Origin of the sequence: Janthinobacterium psychrotolerans (assembly GCF_001677885.1) — a bacterium.
Classification (GTDB): domain Bacteria; phylum Pseudomonadota; class Gammaproteobacteria; order Burkholderiales; family Burkholderiaceae_D; genus Janthinobacterium; species Janthinobacterium psychrotolerans.
The window spans coordinates 173,376-198,737 of record NZ_LOCQ01000057.1 but is presented as its reverse complement, the minus strand read 5'-3'; the positions used below and the strand labels follow the sequence as shown (position 1 = coordinate 198,737).

22 protein-coding genes are annotated in these 25,362 nt (G+C 65.3%); 16 read left to right on the top strand and 6 right to left on the bottom strand.

Annotation, left to right across the window (positions count from 1 at the left end):
- Positions 1–17 precede the first annotated feature (17 nt).
- The 6 genes from ASR47_RS16245 to ASR47_RS16220 are packed head-to-tail and all read left to right on the top strand — an operon-like array spanning position 18 to position 7,362.
- Complete coding sequence (locus ASR47_RS16245; protein ID WP_065308819.1) at positions 18–1,598, top strand: AAA family ATPase; 1,581 nt, start codon at positions 18–20, stop codon at positions 1,596–1,598.
- A 13-nt stretch (positions 1,599–1,611) separates the two neighbouring features.
- Positions 1,612–2,583 (top strand): hypothetical protein, encoded by a 972-nt coding sequence (locus ASR47_RS16240; RefSeq protein WP_065308818.1) that lies wholly within the window; start codon positions 1,612–1,614, stop codon positions 2,581–2,583.
- Entirely contained in the window at positions 2,580–4,364 is a 1,785-nt protein-coding gene (locus tag ASR47_RS16235) for a vWA domain-containing protein (protein WP_065308817.1), read from the top strand. Before ASR47_RS16240 ends, ASR47_RS16235 begins: the two co-directional genes overlap by 4 nt.
- 3 nt (positions 4,365–4,367) lie before the next feature.
- A complete protein-coding gene (locus tag ASR47_RS16230) occupies positions 4,368–4,961 on the top strand; it encodes a hypothetical protein (RefSeq protein WP_065308816.1) in 594 nt (197 codons plus the stop codon).
- The gene (locus tag ASR47_RS16225) at positions 4,958–6,334 is read left to right on the top strand and encodes a phenylacetate--CoA ligase family protein (protein ID WP_065308815.1); all 1,377 of its coding nucleotides are present in this window, start codon (positions 4,958–4,960) and stop codon (positions 6,332–6,334) included. The genes ASR47_RS16230 and ASR47_RS16225 overlap by 4 nt, the downstream gene beginning before the upstream one ends.
- Positions 6,331–7,362, top strand: a complete 1,032-nt coding sequence (locus tag ASR47_RS16220; RefSeq protein ID WP_065308814.1) for an AAA family ATPase — start codon at positions 6,331–6,333, stop codon at positions 7,360–7,362. The genes ASR47_RS16225 and ASR47_RS16220 overlap by 4 nt, the downstream gene beginning before the upstream one ends.
- A gap of 59 nt (positions 7,363–7,421) precedes the next feature.
- On the opposite strand, the gene ASR47_RS16215 is transcribed toward ASR47_RS16220, so the two are convergent.
- Entirely contained in the window at positions 7,422–8,720 is a 1,299-nt protein-coding gene (locus ASR47_RS16215; protein ID WP_065308813.1) for an O-acetylhomoserine aminocarboxypropyltransferase/cysteine synthase family protein, read from the bottom strand.
- Between the two features lie 435 nt (positions 8,721–9,155).
- Here ASR47_RS16215 and ASR47_RS16210 point away from each other — a divergent pair, with 435 nt between their 5' ends.
- From ASR47_RS16210 to phaP, 6 genes are all read left to right on the top strand, one after another.
- Positions 9,156–10,265, top strand: a complete 1,110-nt coding sequence (locus ASR47_RS16210; protein ID WP_245714372.1) for a patatin-like phospholipase family protein — start codon at positions 9,156–9,158, stop codon at positions 10,263–10,265.
- A 61-nt stretch (positions 10,266–10,326) separates the two neighbouring features.
- Positions 10,327–11,961, top strand: a complete 1,635-nt coding sequence (locus ASR47_RS16205) for a methyl-accepting chemotaxis protein (protein WP_065308811.1) — start codon at positions 10,327–10,329, stop codon at positions 11,959–11,961.
- A 143-nt stretch (positions 11,962–12,104) separates the two neighbouring features.
- The gene (locus tag ASR47_RS16200; RefSeq protein WP_245714371.1) at positions 12,105–12,968 is read left to right on the top strand and encodes a creatininase family protein; all 864 of its coding nucleotides are present in this window, start codon (positions 12,105–12,107) and stop codon (positions 12,966–12,968) included.
- A gap of 60 nt (positions 12,969–13,028) precedes the next feature.
- Complete coding sequence (locus tag ASR47_RS16195; RefSeq protein WP_065308810.1) at positions 13,029–14,309, top strand: YncE family protein; 1,281 nt, start codon at positions 13,029–13,031, stop codon at positions 14,307–14,309.
- A gap of 13 nt (positions 14,310–14,322) precedes the next feature.
- A complete protein-coding gene (locus ASR47_RS16190; protein ID WP_065308809.1) occupies positions 14,323–14,637 on the top strand; it encodes a DUF2628 domain-containing protein in 315 nt (104 codons plus the stop codon).
- Between the two features lie 244 nt (positions 14,638–14,881).
- Positions 14,882–15,520, top strand: a complete 639-nt coding sequence (gene phaP / locus ASR47_RS16185) for a TIGR01841 family phasin (RefSeq protein WP_065308808.1) — start codon at positions 14,882–14,884, stop codon at positions 15,518–15,520.
- A 112-nt stretch (positions 15,521–15,632) separates the two neighbouring features.
- Here the strand turns inward: phaP and ASR47_RS16180 are convergent, their stop codons facing one another.
- Positions 15,633–16,535 carry an alpha/beta hydrolase gene (locus ASR47_RS16180; RefSeq protein WP_065308807.1) on the bottom strand — a complete coding sequence of 301 codons (903 nt, stop codon included), beginning with the start codon at positions 16,533–16,535 and terminating at the stop codon, positions 15,633–15,635.
- Between the two features lie 75 nt (positions 16,536–16,610).
- The gene (locus ASR47_RS16175) at positions 16,611–17,501 is read right to left on the bottom strand and encodes a LysR family transcriptional regulator ArgP (RefSeq protein WP_065308806.1); all 891 of its coding nucleotides are present in this window, start codon (positions 17,499–17,501) and stop codon (positions 16,611–16,613) included.
- Positions 17,502–17,729: 228 nt separating this feature from the next.
- On the opposite strand from ASR47_RS16175, the gene ASR47_RS16170 reads away from it, so the two are divergent.
- The 3 genes from ASR47_RS16170 (at position 17,730) to ASR47_RS16160 (ending at position 21,932) form a co-directional block, all read left to right on the top strand.
- Complete coding sequence (locus tag ASR47_RS16170; protein ID WP_065308805.1) at positions 17,730–18,335, top strand: LysE/ArgO family amino acid transporter; 606 nt, start codon at positions 17,730–17,732, stop codon at positions 18,333–18,335.
- 69 nt (positions 18,336–18,404) lie between these two features.
- Positions 18,405–18,863 carry a thioredoxin TrxC gene (gene trxC / locus ASR47_RS16165; RefSeq protein ID WP_065308931.1) on the top strand — a complete coding sequence of 153 codons (459 nt, stop codon included), beginning with the start codon at positions 18,405–18,407 and terminating at the stop codon, positions 18,861–18,863.
- Between the two features lie 96 nt (positions 18,864–18,959).
- Positions 18,960–21,932 carry a sensor histidine kinase gene (locus ASR47_RS16160; protein WP_065308804.1) on the top strand — a complete coding sequence of 991 codons (2,973 nt, stop codon included), beginning with the start codon at positions 18,960–18,962 and terminating at the stop codon, positions 21,930–21,932.
- Between the two features lie 19 nt (positions 21,933–21,951).
- On the opposite strand, the gene ASR47_RS16155 is transcribed toward ASR47_RS16160, so the two are convergent.
- A complete protein-coding gene (locus ASR47_RS16155) occupies positions 21,952–22,434 on the bottom strand; it encodes a hypothetical protein (RefSeq protein WP_065308803.1) in 483 nt (160 codons plus the stop codon).
- Between the two features lie 137 nt (positions 22,435–22,571).
- Positions 22,572–23,123 (bottom strand): hypothetical protein, encoded by a 552-nt coding sequence (locus ASR47_RS16150; protein WP_150127833.1) that lies wholly within the window; start codon positions 23,121–23,123, stop codon positions 22,572–22,574.
- Between the two features lie 176 nt (positions 23,124–23,299).
- Here ASR47_RS16150 and ASR47_RS16145 point away from each other — a divergent pair, with 176 nt between their 5' ends.
- A complete protein-coding gene (locus ASR47_RS16145; RefSeq protein WP_150127832.1) occupies positions 23,300–23,890 on the top strand; it encodes a DUF1287 domain-containing protein in 591 nt (196 codons plus the stop codon).
- On the opposite strand, the gene pdxR is transcribed toward ASR47_RS16145, so the two are convergent.
- The gene (pdxR, locus tag ASR47_RS16140) at positions 23,891–25,333 is read right to left on the bottom strand and encodes a MocR-like pyridoxine biosynthesis transcription factor PdxR (protein WP_065308930.1); all 1,443 of its coding nucleotides are present in this window, start codon (positions 25,331–25,333) and stop codon (positions 23,891–23,893) included.
- Between the last annotated feature and the right edge of the window lie 29 nt (positions 25,334–25,362).

Below are 25,362 nucleotides of genomic sequence, written 5' to 3'. Positions count from 1 at the left end.
AACGGAAGAGTATCGCCATGCCGCCTTTTAACCTGTTCCAGCGCCTGTCCCAGGCCCCCACCAAACCCAGGTCCGCCCCCGTTGCGCGGCAGTTCGATGTGGCGGACCTGTACCAGGGGCCGGTGGCGCTGAGCGGGGAAGGCAAGAGCATGGCACGGCCGTTTGACGAAAAACTGCGCCAGGCTTACTTCTGGATCGTCAACCACGCCATCATCAGCCCCCATTACGATATCGAATACAACGACGGCCCGTCGCAAACCTACGCGGTGGGCGACAGCCGTCGCGTGCTCAATTTGCCGTCGGCGCAAAGCTATTCGAGTTTTATTCTGCTGCCGCTGCTGACCTTCGCCACGCGCCGCAAATGCCTGTTTGTCGGCGGTCCCGGGCGCGGCAAGACGGCCAGCGCACTGCTGATGGGGGTGCTGGCCGGCTCCTCCGTCAAGGAAGTCAAGCGCGCCATGCAGCACGGCCATCCGCAGATGACGATCGCCGACCTGCTTGGCAATCCGCTGCCGGCGGACCTGGTCAACGCGCAAAGCATGGACGAGATCCGCATCGCCTGGCGCGCCTGGCTGGGCATGCGCGTGAAAATCGTCGACGAATACAACCGCATTCCCACCCGCACCCAAAGCGCGCTGCTGACCGTGATGGGCGACAATTACGCGGAAGTGCTGAACCATATCTACGAGTGTCCGGAAGCGGCCTGGTATCTGACGGCCAATGACGACCAGGGCGGCGGCACCTACCAGGTGATCGAGGCGCTGCGCGACCGCGTCGACGTGACCGTGCAGGCGCTGGCCTTCAATCCGCGCTTCCTGAACGAACTGCTGCTGCGCGTGGAAGAAAACGTGCGTCCCGAAGAGCTGGTGCCGCCCGATATCATCTTCACGGAAAGCGAAGTGGACCAGATCGGCAACGATATCCGCCAGGTCGGCGTGCCCGACGCCGTGCGCCGCCGGCTGGAATTTTTCGCCAGCCAGTTCGAGCTGTTCGAAACGGCCGGCGGCCAGTTCGAATACATGACCAAGGATACGGCGCGCCTGTCCGGCGCTGACCGCAATGCCGCGCAGGCGGCCGACAACGGGCGCGACCGCCTGAAGGATCTCGGCTGCCAGACCTTGAACGGCATCTCGGTACGCACCCTGATGGCGCTGTTGATCTACGCGAAAGCCATGGCTTACTTCCGCGGCAACGGCGAAGTGGCGCTGGAAGACCTGCGCCAGGTGCTGCCGTTCGTGCTGCACAACAAGCTGCAGCCGGACCTGGACGCGCCGTTTTTTGCGCTGCCCGAAAACGCCGCCTACCGCAGCGACAGGCTGGGCTGGCTGCGCCGCCTGTTTGACCTGTCGAACGACGAATTCAACCGCCTGGACCTGGACCGCGACGATCCGGTCGGTATGCTGTCGGCCGAGTTCGACCTGGGCCTCGACGGCCTGAGCGAGCGCGATACCCTGGCGCGCCTGAACCGCATCGAAAAACTGATCGCCGAACGCACCAAGGGACGCAAGCTGTATGGCCCGCTGTACGACGACCTGTTGAAGCTCAAGTACCTGCACCAGCGCTATACCAACTACCGCAGCTGGCTGCGTTCGCAATGAGCTGCGCGCACCGATGATTTCCCCTGCCTTTGCCGCCATCCTGGCCAGTGGCCGCGCCCAGTTCAATGCGCGCGCGGTGGAAGCGCGGCGCAGCTTTCCCGCGCTCGACATGCAGGCTTTCGGCGCGTTCTTGCAGGACGGTGTCGATCCCGTGGTGCAGGCGGTGGCGATCGCCGCGCCTGAGCGCGCCGGCAGTTTTACCCTGGCTGCCTACGATATGGCCCTGGAGCTGGTGGGCCATGGCCTGGCCGGCCCGGCGGCGAAAATGCCTTTTCTCGGCGCCGTCTGGCGCGAGCTGGTGCCGCGCTTTGCGCCGCTGCTGGCGGCAAGCCCGGTCGATGCGCTGGGCATGCTGAGCAACGCGGCCATCCATCTGCGCGGCGTGGCCGGCGCGCGCACCGCGCAGTGGCGGGACGAGATGGCCGCCATCGCGCCGCAAGTGCTCACGCTGGCGCAGCTGCGCGCCGTCGGCCAGGTGCTGGCCTGGCGCGCCGGCGTGGCGCACTTTCGCCTGGGCGCGATTGCCGCCGCCGACACCTTGCCGCCGGCGCTGGCGCTGGCCGCCTTTGGCGAGCAGCAGGGCGATTGGCCGTCCTTGCGCGCGCAGCTGTTGACCCGGCCCTGGCGCGGCAATGCGGACGGCATCGAGTTCGGCGCCTTTGCCGGCCTGGGCGGCGAATTCGCCACGCCGCCGCAGGTGCGCGCCACCGCCGACGGCTTTATCGTCAGCGCCGGCGAGCGCTTTTATCTGCTGGTGGCCGACGCCCATGGCGCCGTGCTGCATGGCGCCAGCGATGACGAGTATGCGCAGGCGTCTGCGACTGTGCCGGCGTCCTTGCGGCTCGACGGCGCCACCTTGCATCTGGGCGCGCGCACCGTGGCGCTCGATTTGCCTGCGGGCGACATCGCGCTGGCCGCCAACGCCCATACGCTGGCCGTCACCTCGCCTTATACGCATGCGATCCGCCTGCTGCCCTTGCCATGAAAAGCCAGCACGCCGAACTGATCGAACAATGGCGCGCCGCCTGGCCGCAGGCGCTGGCCGTGTGGAGCAAATTCACGCGCCTGCGCGACCCGGCCCTGTGCGTCAGCCGCGTGCACGCTGGCAAGGAAGGCCTCACGGGCAGCTTTGCCATGATCCGTCTGCTGGACCAGAGCGTGGTGGTCGACCTGCCGCTGGTGGCGGAGCTGGGGCTGCAAGACTACGGGCTGGAAATCCTGGCGCATGAGATCGGCCACCATATCCTGGCGCCCGGCAGCGCCGGCGACCAGTTCCGCCTGCTGGCGCGCATGCGCCGCGCCTTGCCCACGCTGGAGCAGCACGCGCCCATGGTGGCCAATCTGTACACCGACCTGTTCATCAACGACCGCCTGCAGCGCCAGGCCAGCCTGCGCATGGCCGATATCTACCGCAAGCTCGAGCAGGGAAAAAGCCAGGATAGCCCGGCGTCGGGCAAGGTCTGGCTGCTGTACATGCGCATCTATGAAAACCTGTGGCAGCTGCCCAGGGGTGATCTTGGCGGCGCAGGCATGGATGACGGCGCCGACGAGCGGCTCGATACCGACGCCTGGCTCGGCGCGCGCCTGATCCGCGTCTATGCCAACGACTGGATGCTGGCGGCGGGGCGCTTTGCCACCTTGCTGCTGCCTTATCTGGTGGAGGACACGGGCGCCTTGAAGGGCAATGATCCCAGCCGCTATTTCCACGACACCCGCGACGCGGCGCGCGGCTGCCAGACCTATGGCGCGCAGCAGATCGAAGACGACGAGGAAAACGGCGCCATCCACCCGGTGCACGACAAGCGCATCTCGGGGCTGGACGACGCCGAGGGCGAGCTGGCTGAGAAAGCGCACCGGCAAGGCGGTGGCCAGTTGCGCGAACCGTTCGAACTGGGCGACATCCTGAAAGCGTCCGGCGTGGACCTGAGCGACCATGAAATCGCCATCAGCTACTACCGCGAGCGCGCCTTGCCGCACCTGGTGCGCTTTCCGTCGCGGCCCGCGCCCGAGACAGCCGAGCCGCAGATGGAAGGGCTGTCGCCATGGGAGATCGGCGACCCGCTCGATGAAATCGACTGGCTGCAGTCGGTGATGCAGTCGCCGCGGCCGATCCCCGGCGTGACCACCGTGCGCCGCGAATACGGGCGCGAACCGGCGCGCGACATCGACAATACCCCCGTCGACCTGGACATGTATGTCGACAGCTCCGGCTCCATGCCCAACCCGCAGCAGCACACCTCCTTCCTGGCCCTGGCCGGCGCCGTGATCGCGCTGTCCGCGCTGCGCGCCGGTTCGAAAGTACAAGTCACCTTGTGGAGCGGCAAGCGCGAGGTGATGCGCACGCCCGGCTTCGTGCGCGACGAAGACATGATACTGGGCGTGCTGACCGGCTTTTTTGGCGGCGGCACGGCCTTTCCCATCCACTGCCTGCGCGAGACCTACGCCGTCAAGCGCAAGCGGCCGACGCATATCCTGCAAATTTCCGACAGCGGCATCACCACCATGTTCGACAAGGATGAACGGGGCAACAGCGGCTGGGATATCTCGGCCAGGGCGATGGAGCATGGCGGCGCCGGCGGCACCATGGCGCTCAATATCTCGACCAGCTGGGACCAGGACGGCGGCGGCAAGTGGATGCAGAAAATCTTCGGCGACCTGAAACGTGCGCGTGACGAACAAGGCTGGGATATCCATGCCGTGGCGCAGTTCGAGGACCTGCTGGAATTTGCGCGCTTGTTCAGCCAGCGGCATTATGTGAAGAGTTAAAGCATGAATCAATCCGGCCCCCACCTTGAAGTGTTGACCCACCGCCTGGCCGACACGCCTGCGGAATTCCTGCGCGAGCCGCGCATCGCCGGCGTGCATAACCCGCAAGCGGTGGCGGTGGCCGCGCTGGTCAACGACACCCTGCATTTGCATGGCGCGCGCGCGCCGGCCACCTCGCTGCAGGGTTTCCATGGCGCCCAGGCCAGGGCCGACCGCAACCGGCTGGCGCTGGCCATGATCATGTGCTGGCTGCTGGCCGACGACTGGTTTGTCGCGCGGCAGCTGGCGCAGGCCGACCTGCTGCAGGTGCTGGGCGAGGCCGCGCGCGAGCTGGCGGCGGCGTCGCCGGCGCACCAGTACACGCAGGACCCCGAGCGGCGCGAGGAGCTGGCGCGCATCGTGCTGGCGCGCCTCGGTTTTCGTCCCCGCGACGAAAGCGAGGCGCAGGCCATCGACCGCTTGTCGGCCATCAGCGGCACCGAGCGGCGCCGCCTGCTGGAGGCGAGCCGCGTGGCCGAACAGCGTTCGCGCGAGATCCGCGAGGCGCTGGCCAAAAAAGCGGCCGAGGAATCGGCCGACAAATGGTCGCGCGAATGACCTCGTTGGCTAGTGATGACAACCTGCCAGCGGGCGCCTGGGACAGCGATCTCGATTATTGTCCCACCCTGACGGACGCGGGCCGGCGCATGCTGGCGCGCTTGCGCGGCCACCCGGCCGCACCCGTCTACCGCAACCGCAGCGGCAACAAGCTGCAGGCGCACGAGGTGGCGGCCTTGCGCGCGTACGAACAGGAAGTGATGGACGCGGTCATCGGCTGGCAGCCCGGCCAGCCGCCAGCGTGGATGGCGGCCTTCCTGGAACGGGTCTGGGCCACGGTACCGCACTACCGCGCGTGCGGCTCGCCCCCGGCGCGCCTGCAGGACGTGCCGCCGGTCAGCCGCGCCGAGCTGTCGCACGATATCGCGTCGTTCGTGCCGGACGACGCCGATGTGGCGCGCATGATCAATTTCCAGACCACCGGAACGACAGGCCACCCCTTGCTGATCGCTTCGCATCCGGTGGTGGCGGGGCGCTACCTGGCCTACCACAAGCGCGCGCTGCGCCGCTCTGGCGTGAGCTTGCGCCATGGCGCGGGGCAGGTCGGCGTGATGCTGCTGGGCCACCAGCGGCGCTGCTTTACCTATGTCTCCGTCACGCCCACCATGGGCGAATCGGGCCTGGCCAAGCTGAACCTGCACGCAGACGACTGGCGCCATCGCGATGACCGCGCGCGCTACCTGGACGCGATGGCGCCCGAGCTGATCGCGGGCGACCCGATCTCGTTTGCCGAGCTGCTGACGTTGCCGATGACGCACCGGCCGGCCGCGCTGATGTCGGTCTCGATGATGCTGTTGCCCGGCATGCGCGCGCGGCTGGAACAGCGTTTTCATTGCCCGGTGCTCGATATCTATTCGCTCAATGAAGTGGGGCCGGTGGCCGTCCACGACGAGCAGGCCGGAGGCCATCTGCTGCTGCAGCACCGGCTGTATGTGGAAATCCTCGACGCCGGCGGCAAGCCGGTGCCCGATGGGACGCGCGGCGAAATTACGGTCACCGGCGGCTTCAACTTTTGCCTGCCGCTCGTGCGCTACCGCACCGGCGATTACGCCTCGCTGGCGCACGGCCCCGATGGCCCGGTGCTGGTGGGCCTGGCCGGGCGCAGCCCGCTGCGCTACCGCACCAGCAGCGGCGCCTGGATCAACAATATCGATATCACGCATGCCTTGAAACCGCTGGCCATCGCGCTGTTCGGCGTGCACCAGCGGCAGGACGGCGGCGTCGTCCTGCGCCTGGCGCCCGGCGCCATGGCGCAGGCGCCACAGGCTTGCGCCTTGCTCGCGCCATTCTTCGGCGACATCACGGTGGCGGCCCTGCTGGCGGAAGACAAGATCATTCAATACACCTCGGATCTGCAGGAAGCGGCGGCATGAACCTTTACAAACGTGCCCTGGTGGTCGGCAAATTTTGCCCGCTGCACCTGGGCCATCAACTGCTGCTCGATCGCGCGCGGCAGGCCTGCGAAGAACTGCTGATCGTCAGCTATACCAAACCCGAGTTTCCCGGCCTGGACCCGGCGCGCCGTGAAGGCTGGCTGCGCGCGCTGTATCCGCAGGCGACCGTCGTCGTGCTCGATGATGGTCGCCTGGCCGCGCTGTGCGCGGCGCGCGGTGTGGCGCCCCGCAGCTTGCCGCACAATGAGCTCGACGATGGCGAGGTGCACCGTCACTTCATGGGCTGGCTGTGCTGGACGGTATTGAAATTGCCGGTCGACGCCGTGTTTTCCAGCGAAGGCTATGGGCCCGGCTTTGCACAGGTGCTGGGCGAATGTTATGCAAAGTCACCGGTGGCCCATGTCAGCGTGGACCAGGCGAGAACGCTGGTACCCGTGTCCGGCACGGCCGTGCGCCTCGATCCGCATGGGCAGCGCGCGTTTCTGTCGCCGCTGGTGTACGCCAGCCTGGTCACGCGCATCTGCGTGCTAGGTGGCGAATCGAGCGGCAAGACCACGCTCACCGCCGCGCTGGCCGCGCATTTCGGCACCGGCTGGGTGGCCGAATATGGCCGCCAATTGTGGGAAAGCCAGGATGGCGTGCTGGCCTATGACGACTTGCTGAAGATCGGCCGCGAGCAGCTCGAGCGCGAGGCGCAAGCGGCCTTGCAGGCGCGGCGCTGGCTGTTTTGCGACACCTCGCCGATGACCACGTTTTTCTACTGCGTCGAGATGTTCGGCCGCGCCGAGCCGGAACTGGCGCGGCTGGCCGAACACCGCTACGACCTGGTGCTGCTGTGCGCGCCGGACTTTCCGTTCATCCAGGACGGCACGCGCCGCGACGAGGATTTTCGCGCGCGCCAGCATGCGTGGTACCAGCAAGAGCTGGCGCGGCGGGGGACTGCGTATGTCGATGTGACGGGCAGCGTGCGGCAGCGGATCGAACAGGTCGCCGGCCTGCTGGCGTAATCGGGCGTCACCACGACGTCAACAATGTTGTCGGACTACGCGCCGCGCGCTAATCCGACCTACGCCGCCGCCAGCGCCTGCTCCAGGTCCTCGCGCAGATCGTCGATATGCTCGATGCCGACCGACAGGCGCAGCATGTCTTCCGATACGCCCGCCCTGGCCAGTTCTTCCGGGTTCAGCTGGCGGTGCGTGGTCGATGCCGGATGGGTGGCCAGCGACTTGGCGTCGCCGATATTGACCAGGCGCGTGAACAGCTGCAGCGCGTCAAGCACGCGGGCGCCGGCCGCGCGCGGGTCCGGGTTGACATTCGCGCCGCCGGCCAGCTTCAGGCCGAACGACAAGATGCCCGAGGCGCGGCCGTTCATGTATTTTTTCACCAGCGCGTGGTCCGGATGGTCTTCCAGACCGGCGTAATTGACCCAGGCGACTTTCGGATGCTGCTTCAGATGTTTGGCCAGCGCCAGCGTGTTGTCGCAGATGCGGTCCATGCGCAGGGCCAGCGTTTCAATGCCCTGTATCAGCTGGAAGGCGCTCAATGGCGAGATCGCCGCTCCCATATTGCGCAGCGGCACCACCCGCGCGCGGCCGATAAAGGCGGCCGGGCCGAATGCCTCGGTATACACCACGCCGTGATACGACACGTCCGGTTCATTGAGCCGCTTGAAGCGCTCTTTATGTTCGGCCCACGGAAATTTGCCGCTGTCGACGATGGCGCCGCCGACCGTGGTGCCGTGGCCGCCCAGGTATTTGGTCAGCGAGTGAACGACGATGTCGGCGCCATGCTCGATCGGGCGGAACAGATAGGGGCTGGGCACCGTGTTATCGACGATCAGCGGAATGCCGTGGGCGTGGGCGATCTCGGCCAGTTTCGCCACGTCCGTCACATTGCCCAGCGGGTTGCCGATCGATTCGCAGAAGATCGCCTTGGTGCGGCTGTCGATCAGCGCGGCGAAGGTGTCGGGCTGGCGCGCATCGGCAAAGCGCACTTCGATGCCGATCTGCGGCAGGGTGTGGGCAAACAGATTGTAGGTGCCGCCATAGAGCTGGCTGGCCGAAATAAAATTGTCTCCCGCTTCGGCGATGGTCTGGATCGCATAGGTAATCGCCGCCATGCCCGAGGCCACGGCCAGCGCCGCCACACCGCCTTCGAGCGCGGCCACCCGTTTTTCCAGCACGTCCTGGGTCGGGTTCATGATGCGCGTGTAGATATTGCCGGCCACTTTCAGGTCGAACAGGTCGGCGCCATGCTGGGCATTGTCAAAGGCGTAGGCCACCGTCTGGTAGATGGGGACGGCGGCGGCCCGGGTGGTCGGGTCGGGGGTATAGCCTGCATGCACGGCCAGGGTTTCGATTCTCATGGTGGGTCTCCGGTGTTGAATTTGTAGGGTTGAAATCCGCTGCCATTGTGCCATGAGGTGCTTGCCGGGTCGGCATGCTTGATAGAATTTTAAGTCATAAGCTAGTGCGGCCCTGATATATGAAGCAAGCGGCCAAGGTCCGCCGGTACGGCGTTCGCGTCATGCTTGCGGAGTTGCCAAATTTTCCATGAGTCAACACTTATTGACACTCTTTCAAAATATTTTTTTGCTGCACTGCAACACTCGCAAGCCGCATGGGTGCTGCTTATGGCATTTCTGAATATCGTATATACGACAACTAAATTGCCATATGGAATTATTCTGTGTTAATTTGCCATTCAATTTTGCAACATTGTTTCACTAAAACAGTGCTGCGTACATCACAAGCGATTAACAATCCCAGGGGCGCAGGTGCTCCGCCATTCAGGAGCGTGCATGAAATCTGTCAACCTCAAATCCCCCGCCGTTGCCTCGATGCCGGCCCGCAAGACCGGTTTGCTGCTCGGTGGCGGCGCACCCAATTCCACCCTGATCGCCGGCGCGCTGGCCGCCTTTGTCGACGAGGGCATCGAGTTCGACGTGATCTCGGCGTCGGGCGCGGGTGTGCTGATGGGCTTGCTGTACACCACGCCGCACGAAGCGACGCCGCGCCAGGCACTGCAAAGCTGGGCCGATACCGGCGTGGCCGACAGCATCTACAAGATGATCCCGATTAACTACAAGATCTTCCAGAAGCCGGGCATGCAGGCCAGCACCTTCCGCGACGTATTTCAGCCACCGGCCAGCAATCCCTTCGTGCAGGCCTTCAAGCAAACGTTTGCGGGGGCGCCGACTGCCTGGTCGGACTGGGGCAAGCTGATGCTGTCGTCGCTGTCGCCATCGGACCTGTCGTCGAAAAGCCTGGGCCTGTGCGCGCACCTGCCCTTCCTGGAAAAGGCGGTCGATTTTTCGGGCGTAAAAACCATGCGTCCGCAGTTCTACATCAACGCCTACAACCTGACCGAGCACCGCATGCAGAACTGGGGCAAGCATGAAATCGCCCCCGAACACGTGCGCGCGGCGCTGTCGTTTCCCTTCCTGTACGCGCCGACCAATATTGCCGGCAGCGACTACATCGAAGGCGCGGCGCTCGATACCCTCAATTTCGACCCATTCATCGAAGGCAAGGGCGAGCACCACGACGCCGATACCCTGGTCATTCTCGACATCCTCGGCGACGAGCGCCTGTTGCGCAAGCCGCGCAATCTGTACGACGCCTGGGTGCGTTCCATCATCACGCCGCTGGTAAAAATTTCCAAGTCCGAGCTGCGCCTGTTCGAGCTCGAGCACAACACCGACGCGCACACGGGCCAGCCCAAGCGCCGCCTGCTCAAGCTCGACCTGATGAAAGGCATCCCGGAACAGCACTGGCCCGATACCCTCGACTGGTCCAGCTCGAACATGCAATTGCTGTTCGACGTAGGCTACAAGGCCGGCGCCGCCTTCTGCCGCGAACATGGCGACTTGCTGCGCCGCACGGCGGAACAGTCGGCGCTGGCCGCCTGACCTGCCGCTTCAATGAACCACTTACTTCACCAATCAGTCCTGCTTCACTGACGAGCACACCATGAATATCACCAAACAATTAATCCTCACCCTGTCCATCGCCTTGCTGGCCCTGCTGTTGCTGGGCGCCGGCGGCGCCATCCAGCTCCAGCGCGCCCAGGAGCGTTTCGATACGGTACAAAACCGCATCATTCCCAGCATCCAGGGCCTGAACGCGGCGAAAGCCGCGCTGACCGATTCGCGCCTGGCCGGCTACCGCCTGTCGGTATTCTCCAACCTGGCCGACAAGACCGCGCTGGACAAGGCGCTGGCCGCGGCCAACAAGGATTTTGACGACCTGGTCGCCAAATACCGCGCCGAACGCCTGTATGACGACACCGACCGCAAGATGCTCGACGCCGACCAGGCCGCGATGGAAGCCTACCGCCGCGCGCTGGTGCCGTTCTTTGCCGCCGCCCACGCGGGCGACATGGATGGCGTGCGCGCCACCTTGCTGGCCGGTACGCCGCTGGCGCTGTCCGCCGCCGCCGCCAAGAAAAGCATGGATGACCATATCGCCTACAACAACAAGCTGGTGTCGGACGTGAAAGCGGAAAGCCTGGCCGCCTACGACACGGCGTTCAACACCATGCTGGCGGTGCTGGCCGTGGCCATGCTGCTGACGGGCGCGCTGGCCTGGCATATCTACCGCACCATCAGCGGCGGCCTGGGCAATATCCAGAGCACGCTGGAGCGCGTCAGCGCCACCATGGACCTGTCGGCCGCCATGCCGGTCGAGCGCATGGACGAAGTGGGCCGCACCGCCACCGCCTTCAATAAATTCCTTGAGCGCATCGTCGACGTGATCGCCACCGTGCGCACCTCGGCCGATACCGTCAGCGTGGCCGCCGGCCAGATCACGGCCGGCAATGCCGACCTGTCGGTACGCACCGAACAGCAGGCCTCGTCGCTGGAAGAAACCGCGTCCAGCCTGGAAGAGCTGACCTCGGCCGTGCGCCAGAACACCGACAATGCGCGCCAGGCCAACACCCTGGCCGTGTCGGCTTCGGAAGTGGCCAGCAAGGGCGGCGCCGTGGTGGCGCAGGTGGTCGGCACCATGGGCTCGATCAATGCGTCGGCCAAGAAGATCGCCGACATTATCGGCGTGATCGACGGCATCGCCTTCCAGACCAATATCCTGGCGCTGAACGCGGCCGTCGAGGCGGCGCGTGCCGGCGAGCAGGGCCGCGGCTTTGCCGTGGTGGCCACCGAAGTGCGCAACCTGGCCCAGCGCAGCGCGGCGGCGGCCAAGGAAATCAAGGGTTTGATCGAGGATTCGGTCGAGAAAGTCAACACCGGCAGCGCGCTGGTTGACCAGGCCGGCGCCACGATGGAAGAGATTGTCGTCAGCATCCGCCGCGTGACCGACATCATGGGCGAGATCGCCAACGCCAGCCACGAGCAGAGCGCCGGCATCGAACAGGTCAACCAGGCCATCTCGCAGATGGACCAGGTCACCCAGCAGAATGCCTCGCTGGTGGAGGAAGCCGCCGCCGCAGCAGCCTCGCTGCAGGACCGCGCGGTGGAACTGGTCGACGTGGTGGCCGTGTTCCGCCTGCGCGGCGACGCCACCGGACGCAAGCTGAGCGTGGCCGGTGGCTTGCCGGTGACGGCGGCACCACGTCGCGTGGAGCCTGCCCAGCGCCTGCTGGCGTAACAAGCTGCCTGTAGTCAATTCGCACCAAACCGTGTCAAATTAACGTGCCGATGCTGCCCCGATGGAATACAATTCCTCGTGGCAGCAGCTGGCCTGGTCTCGCCAGGCAGGGCGTCACGCTTGATGACCACGAAAGATGTTTGATGATGAATTTGCAGTACCGCCTGCCACTGGCGCCCCGCGCCTGTCTGCTTGCCTTGTCCCTGACCCTCGCCTTGCCCTTGTCGTGCCTGGCCGCCGCGCCTGCCTCGTCCAGCGTGGTGCTGGAAGAACTCACCAGCAGCGAATTGCGCGCACGCATAGACCACGGCGCCACCACGGCGATCATCCCGATCGGCGGCGTCGAACAGAGCGGCCCGTATATCGCGCTGGGCAAGCACAACGTGCGCGCCGGCATGCTGGCGCGCCAGATCGCGCAAAAGCTGGGCAATGCCATCGTCGCGCCGGTCGTGTCCTATGTGCCGGAAGGCAGTATCTCGCCGCCGGCCGGCCACATGCGCCATGCGGGTACCATTTCGATACCGCCGGCCGCCTTCGAAGCCATCCTTGAGGGCGCGGCCGCCAGCCTGCGCCAGCATGGCTTTCGCGACATTATCTTTATCGGCGACCATGGCGGCTACCAGAAGAACGAACAGAACGTCGCCGCCAAACTGAACCGCGCCTGGAGCAAGGGCGGCAAAAGTGGGCCAAACGCGGACGCGCGCGCATACGCCTTGCTCGACTACTACGACATTACCCAGACAAAATTTATCGCCGAGCTGCAGAAGCGCGGCTTCAGCACCGCCGAGATCGGCCTGCATGCGGGCCTGGCCGACGCGGCGCTGATGCTGGCGACCGAGCCGGCCATGGTGCGCAGCGAGGCCATGGCCCATGGTGCCAGGCCCGGCGTGGCCGACGGCGTGCGCGGCGACGCCACGCGGGCCACGGCCGAACTGGGCCAGATCGGCGTCAGGCTGCAGGTCGACACCTCGGTGGCGGCCATCAAACAATTATTGCAGCACAAATAATTCTTTCCACCCGGACGCCAGCGGGCGCCCGGTATTTGCAACGACAATACGCGAACCGACATGAAAATACTCCAACGACGCACCCTCGTCACCGTTTCCGCCCTGGCCGCCGCATTCGCCGGCCTGGGCGTGGCCAGCCAGGTCATCGGCGCTGCGGCTCCGGCCCCGGCGCCAGCAGCCGCTCCTGCCGCCGCGCCGGCCTATTCGCCGCTGCCCGGCATGCCGCCGCTGGTCGACCCGAAAAATGTCTATGGCAGCATCGGCCCGTCCAACATGAGCGCCGTGGTCAAGGACCACCTGCCGCGCGTCTACGTGCCCAACCTGCGTTCGAACGATGTGTACGTGATCGACCAGGAAAGCCTGAAAGTGGTCGACAAGTTCAAGGTCGGCCTGGGCCCGCAGCACGTGGTGCCGTCATGGGACTTGCGCACCCTGTGGGTGGCCAATAACGCCGAGCGCACCGACAAGGGCAGCCTGACGCCGATCGACCCGCTGACGGGCAAGCACGGCAAGGAAGTGGCGGTCGACGATCCTTACAATATGTATTACACGCCGGACGGCAAGTCGGCCATCGTGGTGGCCGAGGCGCGCCACCGCCTGGACTTCAGGGATCCGAAGACCATGGCGGTGCAGTATTCGATCGACACGCCGCAGTGCGGCGGCATCAACCATGCCGACTTTTCGAACGATGGCCGCTATGCCATGTTCACCTGCGAATTTGACGGCACCATCGCCAAGATCGACCTGGTGAACCGCAAGGTCGAAGGCTACCTGAAGCTGCAGATGCCGGCCAAGCGCTTTGCCGAGTCCGGCCCGGTGGGCGGCCCGGCCAATGAAATCTGCAGCGTCAAGAAGGGCATGCCGCAGGACATACGCATCTCGCCGGACGGCAAGAAATTCTTTATCGCCGACATGGACGCCGACGGCGTGCACATCGTCGATGGCGCCACCCTGAAGGAAATCGGCTTTATCCAGACCGGCGTCGGCGCGCACGGCCTGTACCCGAGCCGCGATGGCAAACGGTTGTACGTGGCCAACCGCGGCACGCACCGCATCCATGGCAAGCGCAATGGCAAGGGCAGCGTCAGCGTCATCGATTTTGCCACCGAAAAAGTGGTGACGCAGTGGGTCATCCCGGGCGGCGGCAGCCCGGACATGGGCAATGTCTCGGCCGACGGCAAATACCTGTGGCTGTCCGGCCGCTTTGACGATGTGGTGTACCGCATCAGTACGACCAGCGGCGAGGTGTCGAAGGTGAAAGTGGGCCAGGAGCCGCACGGCCTGACCGTGTGGCCGCAGCCGGGCCGCTATTCGCTGGGCCATACGGGCAACCTGCGTTAACGTCAGGGATGGCATGAAACCAGGCAGTACCTTGTACGCTGACGGCAGTGGCCGCTACGCGTATGTCAGCGCGGGCTTTTCCTGGCCCGCGTTCTTTCTCGGTCCCTTGTGGGCGGTCGCCAAGCGCCGCTGGTGGTGGCTGCTGCCGATGCTGTGCCTGGACGTCGTGCTGTCGGGCTGCGCCGAACTGGCCGATATCCAGGGCAGGGAAGCGGCGCTGCTGCTGGCCAGCTGCGTGCAGCTGTCCTACCTGATGCTGCGCGGCTGGTATGGCAACCGCTGGCTGGAAGCGTCTCTTTTGCGCCAAGGCTACTTTCGCGTCGCCTGAGCTATGTCTGCCGGCCCTGCACAGTTTTTCCTCTCTCATGTTGCGCTGCACCAAAGATGCGCCGTCCTGGCAAAGTTCTTTGCGCAGCCCTGCGCATCTTTGATCCAGATCATCCTTCATCAGTAGTCCTCACGTAGCCTTGGGGCTCGCGTTGCCAAGCAGCTGTCCTCCACGCAGTCATGTTTCTCGCGTATTGCCCGATGCCACTTTGGCATCTCAACCCATGTCACGTAAAGGAAACTCCATGTATCCATATTCACGTAATGTCACCCCTGCCGCCAAGAATCACCTGGAAGCCCAGCTGGCGTTCTTCAACGGCATCTCGAAATCGTTGTTTCATTCGGTGCAGCAAGTGAGCGACCTGCATGTGCAACTGGCGCAAAGCCTGCTGGAAGAAGCCACCATCGCCACGCATAACATGATCACGGTCGAGCGTCCGGAAGACGCTTTCCGCGTGGCAGCCGCCTCCGGCCAGCCGGCCGCCGAGCAGCTGCGTGTGTATCAACAGCAACTGTCGCGCGTGGCCGCCGACACCCAGGTGGAAATGGCCACCGTGGCCGAGCAGCATGTGTCCGAGACCAGCCGCACCGCCAAGGCGCTGGCCGAGGAAGTGGCCCGCACGGCTTCGGAAGAAACGGAAAAGAACCTGCGCAAGCAGCAGGAAACCATGCAGCGCATCGCCGAGCCTTTCCAGGGCTTCCAGAATGGCAATGGCCGCGACCAGCGCGGCGCCCAGGGCCGTGAAGGCCAGAGCCTGCAAAGCGGCGGCCAGGGCAGTGCCCAGGGCGGCGCCCAGTCGGCCAGCGAAGGCGCCAGCGGCGGTGCGCAAGCATCGGCCAGCCATGCGGGCAGCCAAAGCAAGACCAGCAGCCGCAAGGAGTAAGCCGGCCGGCATCGGCCCGGCCACGGCCGCACTGCCCGCAGGGGGCTGAGCCCCGTAGTGGCAGCGCCGTCCAGAAGCCTGGCTGACCTGCTAACTTGCCAGCGCCCGTCCCTTACCGGACGGGCGTTTTTGTTTCCGGCCCGCTGTTGGCGTCGATAAAGGCGCTGATATGGTCGAGGGTGGGTGCCAGCCTGCGCAGGGGGCTGGCCAGCGAGGCGACCAGGGTGGCGTGGCTGACGCCATCGAGATACAGCTCCGTCACGGGCCGGCCTTGCGCGCGCAGGGCCGCCGCCAGGCCACCGGTATTGCGCTGCGGGTCGACCAGCTTGTCGTGGCCACGCTGGGGCGCGATCAGAAGCGCCGGTGGCGCCGTTGCCGTCACATGGTGGATCGGCTGCGAGGAAGTGGGCGTGTCGGGGAAGAAAAACACGGGCTTGGTGTCCGGGTTGTCGATCGGCAGGAAATCATACGGGCCGGCCAGGCCGATCCAGCCGCGCAAGTCTTGTGGGCGCATGCCGTGGCGGGCCAGCAGGCTCGTATCGAGTGCTACCATGGCCGCGTTATAGGCGCCGGCGCTGTGGCCCATCACGAACAGGCGCGCCGGGTCGCCCCCATGGCGGCGCACTTCGACCGCCGTCCAGGCCACGGCGCGCGCCGCATCCTGCAATATTTCCGGGTAATGCACTTGCGGATACAGACGGTAGTCGGCGATCACCGCCACATAGCCGCGCGAGGCCAGCGCATGGCCGACAAAGGCGTAGTCGGCGCGCTGGCCGCTGTTCCAGTTGCCGCCGTAAAAAAACACCACCACCGGCGCCAGGCCGGCATGGCTTTTCGGCGCATACACATCGAGCTTTTGCCGGGGCAGCGGCCCGTAGGGCAGGTCCGGCGTGACGGTTGACGCGCTGCCGGACGACAGGGCATTGATGGCGCGCAGAGGCGAACAGGCGACCAGGCCGGCCGTCAGGGGTATGAGGGCCAACAGGGCCAGGATGGTGGTACGCGCAATGCTCATGATGCCTGCCTGTTATTCATCGTTGCCTCAGTGTAAGGCAATCGGGTCGGCAAGCGCACACTGCTGGCGACGCGCTCAGGGTTGCAGCAGCCATTTGCGCGCCGTGGCGATCACCGCGTCGGACAGGGTGCGCGTGAGCGGCGTCTGGATATCCCAGGCATGCCAGGTCAGGGGCACATCGAGCGACTGGCCGGCCGCCACGTCGACCAGCCGGCCGGCGGCCAGCGCCGTTTCGGCCTGCAGCAGCGGCACCATGCCATAGGCGTAGCCCATTTCGATCAGGCGCACGAAGTCGCGCGCCGAGCCCAGCACATGGTGCGGATAGCGGCCCGTGTAGCCGAGCCGGTGCTCCAGGTAGCGCTCGTGCAGCGCGTCCTTGCTGCCGAAGGTGATGGCGGGCGCCTGGCTGACGGCGTCGGCGGTAAATCCACCGGCAAACCAGCGTGCCGCAAACGCGGGCGCGGCCACGCACAGATAGCGCATGCCGCCCAGCGGCGTGGCGGTGGTGCCGGCCACCAGGTCGGTGGCGCTGGTGACGCAGGCAAACACGCGCCCCTCGCGCAGCTGGCTCAGGGTGTGGTCCTGGTCATCGAGGCGAATGTCGAGCAGGCACGCTGGCGGCGTCAACAGCGGCCCCAGCGCTTCCGGTATCCAGGTGGCGGCGCTGTCGGCGTTGACGGCGATCGCCAGCTCGGGCAGGCGCGTGCTGGGGCCGGGCTGTGCATCGAGCGCCGCTTCGAGCAGCTTGACCTGGCGATAATGGGCGATCAGGCGCTGGCCCGCTTCCGTGGGCGCCGGCGGATGGCTGCGTATCACCAGCAAAGTGCCTTCCAGGTTTTCCAGAGTGCGGATGCGCTGCGACACGGCCGGCTGGCTGATGGCCAGCGACTGCGCCGCCTTTTCAAAGCTGCCCAGGCCGATCACGGCATCGAGCGCGGCCAGGCCCCGGTAATCGACCATTCGCATAAGTATCTCTTATATAAGGTTAGAATCATTGATTATACTTATATTTACTTTTTCTTTACACTGCTGCCTTAGGGTAACAACTTCCTCCGCGCGCAGCACTGCCGGCACAGCCGGCAACGCTGACATTCGCGCCCACCGTCCTTCTACCTTTTACAGCCTCGCCGAGCGTCTTGCCGGCCTGGCGTGGGCGGCTGCGCGCCAGGGGAAAGCATCGATAAAGGAATCATCATGGATAGCGCAATCTTTTTGAAAGGCATGGGCCTGGGCGCCAGCCTGATCGTGGCCATCGGCACGCAAAACGCCTTCTTGCTGAAACAGGGCCTGAAACGCCACTATGTGCTGACCTGCATCCTGGTCTGCCTGGTGTGCGACGCCTTGCTGATCTCGGCCGGCGTGGCCGGCATGGGCACGGTCATCGCCAACAACCCCAGCTTCTTGCTGTGGGCCAAGGCCGGCGGCGCCACCTTTTTGATCGCCTACGGACTGCGGGCGGCCAAATCGGCCTGGCGTCCCGCCGCCTTGACGGCCTCCACCGCCAAGGCACCCGATGGCTATTGGGCCGTGATCGGCGCGGCGCTGGCGTTCAGCCTGCTGAACCCGCACGCCTTTCTCGATACGGTGATTTTGCTGGGCTCGATCGGTGGCCAGCACGAAGGCAGCGGCCGCGTGTATTTTGCCGGCGGCGCCATCATGGCCTCGGCGCTGTGGTTCTTCGTGCTGGGCTTTGGCGCGCGCTACCTGGCGCCCGTGTTCGCCAAGCCGGTGGCCTGGCGCGTGCTCGACGCCATCATCGCGCTGGTGATGTGGTCGATTGCGGCCTCGCTGTTCCTGTAAGCAAGGCTGCGGAAGGCGGCAGGGATTTCTGCTAAGGTGGGGTTTTATGAATCAGCCAGCGGCTTTATCATGACCCCGACCTCGCCAGCATCCCTGCATATCGTCTGCCCCCATTGCGACGCCGTCAACCGCCTGCCGCCGGCGCGCCTGCGTGAGCAGCCGACCTGCGGCAAGTGCGGCAAGGACCTGTTCACCGGCGCGCCGGTGGATCTTTCAAGCGCGCGCTTTTTGAAGCACATCGAGCGTACCGACATTCCCGTGCTGGTCGACTTCTGGGCGCCATGGTGCGGCCCCTGCCGCACCATGATGCCGTTCTACGCCCAGGCCGCGCAAACCCTGGAGCCGGCGTTTCGCGTGGTCAAGGTCAATACCGAAGCATCGCAGGACATCGCCACCCGCTTGGCCATCCGCAGCATTCCCACCCTGGCGTTGTTCCAGAACGGCATGGAAGTGGCGCGGCAGCCGGGTGCGGTCGATGCCAATACCATCGTCAGCTGGGCGCGCTCGAAAGCGCAGCGCCTGGCATAAGCACTTGCCAGACAAACTCGATACCGGCCTTTTGGCGGTACGGAATTGGCCGCGCTTGCCGTAAAATGGCGGCTTGTTCCATCCCTGCGCTGACCGATGCGTTCACTCTCCTTTGCCGCCTGCTTACTGGCCTGCCATGTGTTTTTCTGCGCCTCGCTGGTGCGCGCCGCCGACAGCCGCCCCATCATCGACATGCAGCACGCCAGCTGGACCGCGAAAGACGGTGCGCCAACCGGCATCACGGCCATTACCCAGACCGCTGACGGCTGGTTGTGGATCGGCAGCGCGATGGGCCTGTTCCGTTTCGATGGCGTGCGCTTCGAGCGCATGAGCGGTGCGCAGGCGCCGCTGTCGTCGAGCATCCAGAGCCTGGGGCTGTTGCCGGACGGCCGCCTGTGGATCACCTACAAGTTTGGCGGCGCCAGCCTGCTGTCGGCGGCGGGCATGCGGCATTTTCGCGTCGGCGAGCATGGCATGCCGGGCGGCACCGCCGCATGCCTGGGACAGGACGGCGACGGGCGGCTGTGGCTGGCCGGCGCGCGTGGCCTGATGCTGCTTGGCGCCGATGGCAACTGGCGCGTGCCGCCAGCATCGATGGCGGCGTCCGGTGGCATCGCCACGGCAATGCTGCTCGACAATAGGGGCACATTTCACGTACGCACCAACCAGGCCGTCCATGCGCTGGAAAAACACGGTACGCGCTTTATGGAAGGGCCGGCGGTGGTGGGCTACGGCAAGCTGGCCCAGCATCCGGATGGCAGTATCTGGACCTCCGACACCATGCGTCCCGGTTTGCACCTGGTGGCCGGTACGCCGGCAGCCCCCATGCCCGACTCTGCCAGCCTGGGCAACATCAGCTATTTTCTGTTCGATCATGCCGGCACCGTGTGGATGCCCAACTATAACGGCGTGAGCCGCATCAGCGCCGCCGGTGCCGGCGCCTTTCCCGCGCAGCGCACCGGTGCCGGACAGGGTCTGTCAGGCCAGCATGGCTTTGCCGTGTTCGAAGACCGCGAACAGAATCTCTGGGTGGGGACGGAAAGCGGGCTCGACCGGTTTCGCGCGTACCAGCTGGCGCCTGTCGCCTTGCCCAGGTACCTGGCCGCCGCGCGCGCACTGGCGCCGCGTGGCGCGGGCGGCGTCTGGGTCGACCGTTCGATCGTCGCCAGCGCCGGTGCCTCGGCCGAACCGTACGCGCCACCGTCCACTTCCACCGATCTCACTTCGGCCCTGCATGCGGCGCCAAACGGTGTGCTGTGGAGCGGCGGCATCGGGGCGCTGTGGAAAATCCACGAGGGCAAACGCATGGCCGTGCCCTTGCCACCGGGCCTGCGCGATCCCGCCACGGCAGTGGTGTTGTCGATGGCCACCGATGCCTCGGGCGCCTTGTGGGTCGGCATGGGCAGGCGTGGCCTGTACACGCTGCGCGCTGGCGCCTGGCAGGAAAACGGCGGCGTGCCTGGCCTGGCGGGGCTGGCGCCGTCCGTCATTGCCAGCGATGCGCGGCGTACCTGGTTTGGCTCGACCAATGACAGGCTGACGGTGCTCGAGCAGGGCGGCTTGCGCACCATCGGCCGTGCCGACGGCGTGCAGCTGGGCACCGTGCTGGCCATCTTGCCGACGGCGCAAGGCGCCTGGATAGGCGGCGAAAACGGCGTGGCCCATGTCGAGGGCCGGAAAGTCACGCCCGTCAGCGGCGTTGGCGACGACCCGTTTGCCGGTACCACGGGGCTGGTGTTTGCTGCCGATGGCAGCTTGTGGCTCAATGGCGGCGCCGGTCTGTCATCGATTGCGCCAGCCGAGCTGCGGCGCGCCCTGAGCGAGCCCGGCTACCGCGTGCGGTTCGGACGGCTCGACTACCGCGATGGCCTGCAGGGCACGGCCAGCGCGATCACGCCTTTTCCGTCCGCCGTGAGCAGCACGGATGGGGCGCTGTGGTTTTCGACCATGGGCGGCGTCTACACGTTCGACCCGGCCAGGCTGCCGCGCAATCGTGTCGTGCCACCCGTCCATATCACGGCACTCAAGGCCGACGGCCAGGATTATCCGCTGCGCGACGGGCTGCGCTTGCCGCCGCGTACCGGCGAGCTGAACATCGACTTTACAGCGCTCAGCCTGCGCGCGCCCGAGCGCATGCGCCTGCGCTACCGGCTCGATGGCCTGGACCAGGACTGGCACGAGGTGGAAGGGCGGCGCTCGGTCCAGTATGCCAGCCTGGCGCCAGGACATTACCGCTTTCGCGTGATGGCCTCGAACGATGATGGCCTGTGGAACGAGACCGGCGCCCAGCTGTCGTTCGAGATGCTGCCGGGCCTGGCGCAGACCACCTGGTTTCGCGTGCTGTGCGTGCTGGCCGTGCTGTTGCTGGCGTGGCTGCTGCACCGCTGGCGCCTGGCCCGGCTGACGGCGCAGTTGCAGGTACGCATGAACGAGCGCCTGGGCGAACGCACCCGGATTGCGCGCGCTTTGCATGACACCATCCTGCAAAGCATGCAGGGCATTATCCTGCACCTGCATGTGGCGCGCGGCGCACTGCCAGAAGGAAATGCTGTGCGCGCGCGCCTGGGCCAGGTGATCGATGACGCGGACCAGGCCTACGTCGACGGACGCGACCAGGTCAGTGCGCTTCGGCTCAGCCCCGCCGGCGATATCGAGGACGCGATTGCCGAGGCCGGCGAGTGCCTGATGCGCGATCATCCGCGCACGGCGTTCCAGCTGCGGACGGGTGGGCGGCGGGTGCTGCTGCGCGATCTGGTGGCCGAAGAGCTGGGCGAGGTCGCCCGCGAAGCGCTGCGCAATGCTTTCCAGCATGCCGGCGCCAGCCATGTTGAAGTCACGCTGGAGTTCGGTTTACGGCAGCTGAGCCTGGCGGTGCGCGACAACGGCAAGGGCATGGCGCCGGGCGCCGGCGAAGGGCGCTGGGGCCTGGTCGGCATGCGCGAACGGGTGGCGCGCATCAAGGGCAAGCTGGCGGTCGATGGCGCAGTGGCGCCCGGCACACGGATTGTTGTCAAGGTGCCGGCGCGCCTGGCGTATGCGGCACGGCGGCGCTGGTGGTGGCCTTCCTGAGGCGCGCGGCGGTGGGCAGTTATTGCTGGACGCCCGGCGGCAGCGACCAGACATACTCGACTTCTTCGTCCGGCCCCGAGCAGGTCAGCAGCAGCTCGGCAGGCTCCTGCGACAGGCTGGCGATCTCATCCTGGAACGCCAGCACGGCCCGTATCATCTGGCCATGAAACTGCTTGTTGACGCGCACATCGCCGATTTCCTGGCGCGCGATATTGACCGCGGCGAAGTCGGCCAGGGTCAGGCTCCTGCCGCCATTGGCCGGCCACTGGCTGGCCTCCTTCAGGTCGCCGTCGGCCAGCGCTTCCATGAAATACTCGAGGCAGACCGTATTGGACTCCTGCACCGACCGCTGCGAGCTCGCTTTCGTATCGACGCAGACCGAGACGGCGCGCCCCGGATGGTCGTGGTGGAAGGCAAACGTGTAGACGGGGATATTGCGGGACTTGATTTCATCGATCGCCGCGCGCAGTATCGCGTGGAAGAATTCGGCCGCTGTGGACATGGGTAAGGAGCTTTCTGTAAATGAATCAAGGCGCCGAGTATAGCGCAGGCTCCTGTTACGTCACAGGACATCGCCGCTCTTGACCGGCACGCTCCAGCTGTGCATCCGTCGCAAGCCACCTGCAAAGCCTTTCATTTTCAGGCAGTGAGAATAACCCCATCAGGTACATTGGAGGCGCAGGAGTAGATTTTACCGCGCTTGATCAGGCCGTAACCACCTATCAAACATAATATTCCGAGTCCCAAAGCAAAGATAAGCGGGACGCCCAATATGACCAACAGCCAGCCCAGGAAGTGCCACAAGCCGCCGAGCTTGTAATTCGCGCAATAAGTTCTTCCATTGGAAAGCTTGATGCCGACAATGGTGCTGTTGTAGATGTACAGGGTACATCTTTTACGCATTGCATCGGACAGTGAATTTCGTAGTTCATCGACGATTCTCAGTTCCTTGAGCTCATTATCGCCAATCACCAGATGTGAATACTCTGTCATTGAGAATATGATTCCATGGCTATTTGAAGGGCCGACGTCGCTCAAGATTCCCTCCTGGATTGTAATCGCGGATTTTCCGATTTCCCCGGATTTGCCTTCCGATTTGTCAAAAAACAGCAGGTAAAATGTGTAGATCCACACTGGCATGATGATAATGCCAGCCAATCCGGAAATAATAATCTTTGTTCGCTTTTTCATTGTTGGCTTATTTGTTGGCAATCACAAGGGTGAAGTCGGAGTCTATGGCAATCACATTGAAAGCTCCATGGAACATTTGTTCCATATGCCCGGCAAACATGCAGTGATTCAGCGCGCGCGCCGTCCTGCTTTCTGACGGTGTACAGTCGGTCTTTTGCCGATTGATGCACCGACTCATGCTGGTCAAAATCTTCCCCATCCTCTTGCTTGCCATCACGCAGGCCGTCTTGCCCGCTGTCCATGCGGCGCCGGCCACCGGCCTGGTCGATGCCGCCCGCAGCCAGGTCGGTGTCACGCTCTCTTACGATCCGCGCTACGAGCGCCTGGCCTATCCGGGTGGCGACGTGCCGATCGAGCGCGGCGTCTGCACCGACGTGGTGGTGCGCGCCTACCGCAAGCTGGGCGCGGACTTGCAGGTGCTGGTGCACCAGGACATGCGGCAGGCGTGGGCGGTCTACCAGAAGCAGGGCCGCTGGCAGATGAAGGCGCCGGACCGCAATATCGACCACCGGCGCGTGCCCAACCTGGCGACGTTTTTCGGCCGCCACGGCAGCAGCCTGCCGGTCAGCAAGGACGGCCGCAACTACAAGCCGGGCGATATCGTCACCTGGATGCTGCCGGGCAATCTCACGCATATCGGCATTGTCAGCGACAGGCAGGCCGGCGGCGTGCCGCTGATCATCCACAATATCGGCGCGGGCACCAAAGAAGAAAACATCCTGTTTGCCTATCCCGTTACCGGGCATTACCGCTGGAAAGTCAGATAATCAGGCGGCCATATCGGCCAGGATACCCTGCACGATGCCGAGCGCCGCATCGATATCGAGCGTATCGATGGCGCCATAGCCCAGGTACAGTCCGTGCCGGCGCGGCGTTCCATGGTAAAACGGCGCGATCGACAGCAGCCCCACGTCGGCCCGCCGGGCGCGGCGCAGCAGTTCAGCCATGTCGAGCCGCACATGGTCGCGCACCAGCGCCGCCACATGGAAGCCGGCCGCGGTCGGCACCAGTTCGAACCACGGCGCCAGCGGGCCGCCGAACCAGTGCCGCAGCCGCTCGCGCCGGCCCGCGTACACCGCGTGGCAGCGGCGTATATGGCGCTGCAGGTGGCCTTCGTCGATAAAGCGCGCCAGCGCCAGTTGCATCAAGGTGGGCGTGTGCCAGTCGGTCAGGTGTTTCACTGTTTGCACGGCGCGCACCAGCGCTGTCGGCAGCACCACATAGCCCATGCGCAATTCCGGCAGCATGGTCTTGGAAAAACTGCCCACATGGGCCACCAGGCCGTGGCGGTCCATGCTTTGCAGCGAATCCGTGGGCCGGCCTTCGTAGCGAAACGCGCTGTCGTAGTCGTCCTCGATAATGATGGCGCCCAGCTCGCCCGCGCGCGCCAGCAGCGCCTGGCGGCGCGCCATGCTCATCGGCATACCGAGCGGAAACTGGTGGGTCGGCGTCGCATAGACCAGCCTGGCGCTGTCGGGAATCTGCGCCACCAGCATGCCTTCCTGGTCCACCTCCACGCCGACCACCCGCGCGCCCGTGGCCTCGAACAGCTGGCGCGCCATCGGATAACCGGGTTCCTCCACCACCACCGTGTCGCCAGCGTCCAGCAGGGTGTTTGCCAGCAGCGACAAGGCCTGCTGGGCGCCATTGGTCACCAGGATCTGCTCCGGCGTGCAGACTATGCCCCGGGTAAAGGCGGCGTGGCCGGCGATCGCCGCGCGCAGCTCTGGCAACCCGGCCACCGGCCCATAGTTGCCGCGCTCGCCGCGTTCCTGGCGCAGCGCGGCCTGCACGCAGCGCCGCCATTGGTCGTGTGGAAACAGGGCAGGGGTGGCGCGCCCGCCGATAAACGCGTAGCGCGCAAAGCCGCTGCGCGGCCCTTGCACCAGCGGCCGCGCCGTCGCCTCCCAGCGCGCCAGGCGTTCGCTGCTGGCAAGCGGCGCGCCGCCGGGGCGGGGCAGTGGCGCGGCTGATGGCGCCTGCACGAAGCTGCCGACACCCACCTTGCCCACCAGCAGCTGTTCATAGGCGAGCCGGTCATAGACGTCCGACACCGTCTTGCGCGACAGCCCCAGCTGGCTGGCCAGCAGGCGTGACGGCGGCAGCTGCTGGCCGTCGGCCAGGCGCCCGGCGGTGATCGCCTCGCGCAACTGGCGGTACAACTGGCCGCCCAGGTCGCGCCGGCCTTCCAGGCTGATATGTAGTTCCATGAATGGTCTGCTGTTTTCCGTGAACATTG